This window comes from Neobacillus sp. FW104-15D2, assembly GCF_058790155.1.
In genome coordinates, this window is sequence record NZ_JBYTCJ010000008.1 from 156,614 (window position 1) to 163,350 (window position 6,737).

General features: G+C 38.7%; 5 protein-coding genes. 4 read left to right on the forward strand and 1 reads right to left on the reverse strand.

Features of this window, described 5'->3' with window-relative positions; genetic code table 11:
- Positions 1 to 21 precede the first annotated feature (21 nt).
- On the reverse strand, positions 22 to 558 hold the full coding sequence (locus AC3WR0_RS08955; protein WP_492551980.1) for a GNAT family N-acetyltransferase: 537 nt from the start codon (positions 556 to 558) through the stop codon (positions 22 to 24).
- Positions 559 to 1,117: 559 nt separating this feature from the next.
- Here AC3WR0_RS08955 and AC3WR0_RS08960 point away from each other — a divergent pair.
- The 4 genes from AC3WR0_RS08960 (at position 1,118) to AC3WR0_RS08975 (ending at position 6,617) form a co-directional block, all read left to right on the forward strand.
- A complete protein-coding gene (locus tag AC3WR0_RS08960; RefSeq protein WP_492551981.1) occupies positions 1,118 to 2,677 on the forward strand; it encodes an acetate--CoA ligase in 1,560 nt (519 codons plus the stop codon).
- Between the two features lie 650 nt (positions 2,678 to 3,327).
- Positions 3,328 to 4,920 carry a long-chain-fatty-acid--CoA ligase gene (locus tag AC3WR0_RS08965; RefSeq protein ID WP_492551982.1) on the forward strand — a complete coding sequence of 531 codons (1,593 nt, stop codon included), beginning with the start codon at positions 3,328 to 3,330 and terminating at the stop codon, positions 4,918 to 4,920.
- Between the two features lie 321 nt (positions 4,921 to 5,241).
- Complete coding sequence (locus tag AC3WR0_RS08970) at positions 5,242 to 5,451, forward strand: hypothetical protein (protein ID WP_492551983.1); 210 nt, start codon at positions 5,242 to 5,244, stop codon at positions 5,449 to 5,451.
- A gap of 146 nt (positions 5,452 to 5,597) precedes the next feature.
- A complete protein-coding gene (locus AC3WR0_RS08975) occupies positions 5,598 to 6,617 on the forward strand; it encodes an STAS domain-containing protein (protein ID WP_492551984.1) in 1,020 nt (339 codons plus the stop codon).
- The last annotated feature ends 120 nt before the right edge of the window (positions 6,618 to 6,737 follow it).

A 6,737-nucleotide genomic window follows, 5' to 3' on the forward strand; every position in this document is an offset into this window, starting at 1 on the left:
TAAAAGAGGGATAGGACTTCACTAGGCCTTTTTCCGTAAAACCGTGATAAAACCATCCAAAATATTATGGCTAACATGAAAGCCTTTTGCTTTATAGAATTCGAGAGCGTTTGTGTTCCCATTTGATACGAAAATAAAATAATCATCGACATCATCATATTCCTTCAGCCAATCCATGGACATGTTGAAAAGCTTAGATCCAATTCCATATTTTCTGTACTCATCTTTTATATAAAATTGAGATAAACAACCTACATTGTTGTTACTGACAGAAGAAAGGTCAAAAAATGTAGCGAAATCATTTGAATACGCCTCTTTTGGAGAAATATTGGAATAAACATAAGCAACTACTTTCTCCCCATCTTTTACAATAACAATGTAATTTTGCAGGGCACTTTTAACAGAAGGTACCATCCGTGATTCAAAATTCATGCTGTCAAAACGTTCGGGTGTTATGTATGCCTTTGACTTTTGAAAAGCCATGAGTTCGTTGCACAAATCTCTGCAGGATTCAATTTCCTCGTCAGAAATAATTTCATATTTTAAATCCATATTCATCACTACTCCTTTAATTAACATTCTATTGAAAAATTCCTTATCTATCTAGATTAATTTTTTCAGAAAAAGGCTTGAATGAGTGAGACTACTCGAAAGTCGTTCAACTCCACTTCGTCTGGTGATTTTTGGCGGAAAACAACTTTCAAGACCCTGCAGTGGGAAAAGAGCGAGGAGGCTTGGCAGTTAGACCTCTGAAAGGGAGCGAATTCTGTAAAATGAACCGTGGCTTAACAAATCTGGACAAAAAACTAGGCACCCTCAAAGAAGGTGCCTAGCTCTTTATATAAAAAAAGGGGGAAAATGATTAAGCATTGCTTGTGTCCTAGCAACAAAACTAATATTAAAGGATATTTATGAACAAAGAATGAACAAAGTATTATGTTCTTATTAATAATAAGAAGGGATAGGAAAGACGAAAATCAAATTAGTACCAAGTATTAATACTAGATGTTATACTGTTAAAATAGGATTAACTTTGAGGATTCTTACACAAAATATAAAGTAGGACACCTCTTAGAAACCAATATATTTAAATTCAAGGAAAAGAAGGATGACAAACTTGGAATTACATACTTTAATTGCACCTGAACAGTATAATATTGCAAATGAGATTGATCGTTATTTTTCAGAAAAGACTGCTTTAATTCTTGAAACTGACACAGGAGTAAAATTAACCATTACATATTCTGAACTAATTAAAAAGGCCAATCAGTTTGCAAATGGATTAACAGAGCTTGGGCTAAAGAAAGGGGATCGGGTAGTCGTTATGACAACCCGCCTCATAGAATCCTATTTCATTTATTTGGCGTGCTTAAAAGCAGGGTTGGTTATCAGTGCTGCTTCTGAATTACTCCGTGCTAAGGATTTGAGCTACAGGCTTAATCACTCAGAGGCCAGAGCGGTTATTGCTTACCATCCATTTGTAACTGAATTTGAAAACATAGAAGAAGAAACGCCATTTCTCGAGCATAAGATTACTTTTGGTGAAGTGGTTCCAGGCTGGCAGCTAATGGAAGATATTATAGAAGGGAAATCCGAAACCTTCGATACCGTTGATACTTCTAAAGAAGATTATGCTTTTCTAGCATATACTTCAGGAACAACCGGAATGCCAAAAGGTGTGGTACACAGCCATGGCTGGGGATATGCTCACTTAAGAACGGCTGCTTCAAAATGGCTGAATATTAGCGAGGATGATACCGTTTGGGCAACTGCCGCACCAGGCTGGCAAAAATGGGTCTGGAGTCCGTTCCTATCCATTCTGGGATCCGGTGCAACGGGCTATCTTTATAATGGAAGGTTCAGCCCTCGTAAATATTTGCAGCTCCTGCAGAACAACAAAATTAATGTACTATGCTGTACACCCACTGAGTATCGGATGATGGCTAAATTAGAAGAAATTAAAGACTTTGATCTTTCAAATTTACATTCGGCTGTTTCGGCCGGTGAAGCATTGAACAGGGAGGTTATAGATGTCTTTAAGAATGTTTTTGATATTCAGATTCGTGATGGCTATGGACAGACAGAAAGCACACTGCTTATTGCGAATTTAAATGTGGATCCCGAAAAGATTGGTTCCATGGGACAGCCGTTGCTAAAAGACTTTATAGAGGTAGTTGATCAGGAAGGAAATCCTCTTCCTGTTAATGAAATTGGAACAATCGCGATTCGAAAGGATTTCCCTGCTCTTTTTAAGCTGTATTATAAAAATACAGAAAAGACGAATGAGGCATATGTTGGTAACTTCTTTTTAACAGGAGACAGAGCCTCCAAGGATAAGGATAATTACTTTTGGTTCCAGGGCAGAAATGATGATGTTATCATTAGTTCGGGGTATACCATCGGGCCATTCGAGGTAGAAGAAGCATTAATGAAACATAATGCAGTCAAAGAATGTGCCGTAGTAGCTGCTCCAGATCCAGTCAGGGGTAATCTTGTTAAGGCCTTTGTGGTATTAAAAGATGGTATAACAGGAAATGATCATTTGGTTAAAGAGATCCAGCAATTTGTTAAAAAACTAACTGCTCCATATAAATATCCAAGAATCATTGAATTTATCGAAGCTCTTCCAAAAACAGATTCCGGAAAAATAAAACGCATTGATTTACGCAACCTTTAATTATATAGATGCACAAATAAGAGGGCTGAATGGCTCTCTTATTTTTTTAAATAGAATTGGAATTGTACTTTTTAAAATTTTCTGTCAATATATAATTATATATGTTCTTTTGGATACAAGGTGGTAGGGAAAAGTCATTGTTTGACTGTTATACTGTTCAGGATTCTCAGCATGGCAGAATGAAAACCTATCAAAAAAAGGAGGAAAAAGGAAAGTATACTATTTTATTTAGGAGCTGTTAATTGTGCCTGTTTATTTCCGAGGCCGGCGCTTTCTTCAAGGGTTCGGGAGCCTGTCAAACTTCCGCGCCTGGGCCCTTGAGGACGTTTCAGTCGCGAGGTTGAAATAAAGAACGACTTCCACCTCAGTCCCTTACACCGCACAGGAATAGCTAGTACCGGTGGCGCCAGACTGCGCTTGTCAGGGCTGAACAAGGCTAAAACATTCTTCCTTAACCTCAGCGTTTTGCACTTGTGGGTGTTTCCTTGACCCGCTTTTCCTGCTAGATTCTCGCATAATCCGCTTAAATTAGCCATATCCAACAATGAGCTTTAACATCATAGCCAATATTTATGAAAATACCTCGTTAAAAAAAGCAATATGTTTAGGACCAATAATGAGAGATTATCTAATAAAGAGGAGCTGGTTATATGTTATCCCCATTAACCCCTTTAGACTGGAAACGCCGCGCCCTAAAGTATTACCCGAATAAAATTGCTGTTATTGATGGAGAAGAAGAATTTACATATAAAGAGTTTGGAAAGAGAGTGGACCAACTTTCAGCTGCTTTATTTCATGCTGGAATAGGAAAGGGAGAGCATGTAGCTGTCATGCTGCCTAACACGCATTATATGCTGGAGTGTTTTTATGGCATCGGCCAGCTGGGAGCGGTTATGGTACCTTTGAATTACCGACTATCAGCAGGAGATTTGGAGTATATCATCCGGCACAGTGATGCAAAGATGTTAATCGTTGATGAGGAATTTTGTGATCCTATAGAAAATATTGTGGATAACATTTCCCTTGAACAAATTATTATTGTCCCAGTCCCGGGACAGAAAACCACTTTGAGCGGTGTAAACTACGAAGACTTTCTTCAGCATACTCCGGCAACTGTTAAATTGCCTGAGGTAGAAATTGATGAAAATCAGCTTCTCACGTTAAATTATACGAGCGGGACAACCTCTAAACCAAAGGGGGTTATGCTGACTCATCGCAGTAATTATTTAAATGCAGCTAATTTCATGTATCATTTGGGAGTCAATCATGATGATGTATATCTTCATACTTTGCCTATGTTTCATGCGAATGGCTGGGGCGGGGTTTGGGCGTTAACGGCATCAGGCGGCACTCACGTTTGTTTGAGGAAAGTGGATCCTCCTCTTATTTTGGAACTATTTGAAATGAAGAACATTTCTCTTTTATGCGGAGCGCCTACGGTCGTTAATATGCTGGTAAACGAACCGAAGGCAAAGGAAATGGAAATTAAGACAAATCCTCGTATGGCAACCGCTGGTGCTCCACCTGCAGCTGCATTAATTCAAAAAGCGCAGGATCTCCTTGGTTTAAATATGATGCACGTTTATGGACTGACAGAAACCTCACCATTTATTCTTTATTGCGAGTGGAAGGTTGAATTTAATACTAAATCACCAGAAGAACAAGCAGCTATTAAGGCAAGACAGGGAATCGAGCTTGCTTTCAATGGAGAAACAAAGGTTGTTCATCAGGATGGAGATGAAGTAGCTTGGAACGGGGAAGAACTTGGTGAAATCATTACACGTGGTAATGTGGTAATGGCAGGTTATTATAAGGACCCCGTTACGACAGCGGCGGCCATCAGGGATGGCTGGTTCCATACCGGAGATTTGGCAGTTACTCATCCGGACGGGTTTATTGAAATACGGGATCGTGCAAAGGATCTAATTATATCTGGAGGGGAAAATATTTCCTCAACAGAGGTAGAAGGAGTTCTTTATAAGCACCCAGCTGTTTTGGAAACTGCGGTCATTGCGATTCCTGATGAAAAATGGGGCGAGGTACCACTGGCTATCATTGTGTTAAAATCGGGTTTAAATGCTACAGAAGAAGAGATTATACAGTTTTGCCGCTCGGAAATGGCACACTTCAAAGCACCAAAAGCGGTGGAATTTGCTGAATCTTTACCAAAGACTGCAACAGGTAAACTTCAAAAATATCGTTTAAGAGAAATGTACTGGAGCGGTCCTAAGAGAGTTAATTAAAGGGAATATGTTACCAGGTCTATTTTCTAGCTGCCATCTGCGCAGCTTTTTTTAATGGATAAGATATAGTTTTACCTTTTAAATTGTCTAGCTCCAGCGTCACCGTTCGAACAAAGAAGCTTATGTTCAGCCCGTAGCAAAGCTGCATGTCGTCTATTCAGAGAAGCCGTTACTCAGGTAGTAGTTGCTCCGCGGAACGGGCGTTTGCACTGTTCTTATTACTGCTTAAAAATAATTTAAATAAAAATGAAAAAATAATGGTTTAGGAAAATAAAAATAGGGGTATAAGGTTATTTAGATAGCAATTAAGGAGGAACAATTGTGGCAACACTATTAGAAAATTTGACATCCTCTTTAACCCAAACACGCCAGAGAATGGCTTCCTTAAAGGAAAAGGGTATTAGTTCTATGCGTGAAATTTATCCTGATGTCCCCTGTAATCCAGAGTTATATTATCAGCTGCTAGAAACACTACCAGATGAAATTTCACGTTTAGAAAAAAGGATTAGGCAACTTAATAATAAATTTTAAGCCTGCCGAAAATGGCGGGCTTTTGGTTTGGGAAATAAAAACATAATCTTAATAAAAATAAAGAAGAGGTACCTACTGAAAATAAAGGTTACTTTATGAATAATGGGAAATAGAAAAAGATAAATAAAATACGTAGGTGATTAATAATGAGCATAAATAAAAATATCAATGTGGGTGGTCTTAATTTCGCTTGGGACCTGGAGAATGGGAAGTTCCTTTTCGAAGAGCAGGATGCTGTGTTGTTTTGGATAACTTCAGCAATGAAAACATTTTTTGATACGATTGAGGAGATTTCAGGGGAAGAAGCTTCCAGCCTAGTATTTGAGTCTACTGGTTACCGTCAGGGTTTCGTTGTGGGGGAATATTTTGAGAAGATGAAAGATGTTGATGTAGCCGAAGCTGCCAATATGATAACAAACACTTATGCCTCAGCAGGCTGGGGAAAAACGGAGATAAAGGAACTTAATTTTGAAACAAAAACACTCATTGCGTATATTAAGGACAGTTGGGAGCACAAAATTAACGTGGCTCAAAGGAAGAAAAAAGGTACCACTTATCTTCCAGCTCATTACGCCGGGGTATTTAGCGGTCTTTTTGGTACAAATATCTGGTACAAGATTATACAGCACCAATTAGATGGCCATGAATACAGCATAATTGAATACTTTCCTTCGGATATAACTGCTTCAAACAATATCCATGAATTATCCCGAAAAAAAGAATCCGAACAAATCAGGCAGCTTGAAGAGATGGTTGAAAACAAGACAAAGGAACTTGTGGAGTTGGTTAAAAGGCTATCATCCCCTATGATCCCTGTTCTTGAAGGAATTGTTGTGGTTCCTCTAATCGGAAAGTATGATGAAGATCGTTCAGAAGAGTTAATTGTTAACACACTAAATAACTTGCCTAAACATAAGGCGAATTTTCTGGTCCTGGACCTTACCGGGATAGATAAAGATGTTAATCATCATACTGTTAACCTAATTGAAAAAATCGGCGCTGCGGCCTCACTGATTGGCACACAAACCATTTTGGTGGGGATTTCAGCAGAACTGGGAATAATCCTTACGCAATCAAATATAAATCTTTCGCGCTTCGAAACGTTTCAGAATTTGCAGCATGGAATTCATCATGCACTAGCACAAGAAGGCAAGGCAATCATATAAAAAACAAAGGTGCCCTTTAAGAAGGGGCACCTTATTTAATGGTTAAGAAAGCATTCCTGTATTAAAGCAAAATGAGGTTTGAACAAAAAAAGCCCCCTTGGTATGATACGAGGTGTCCAG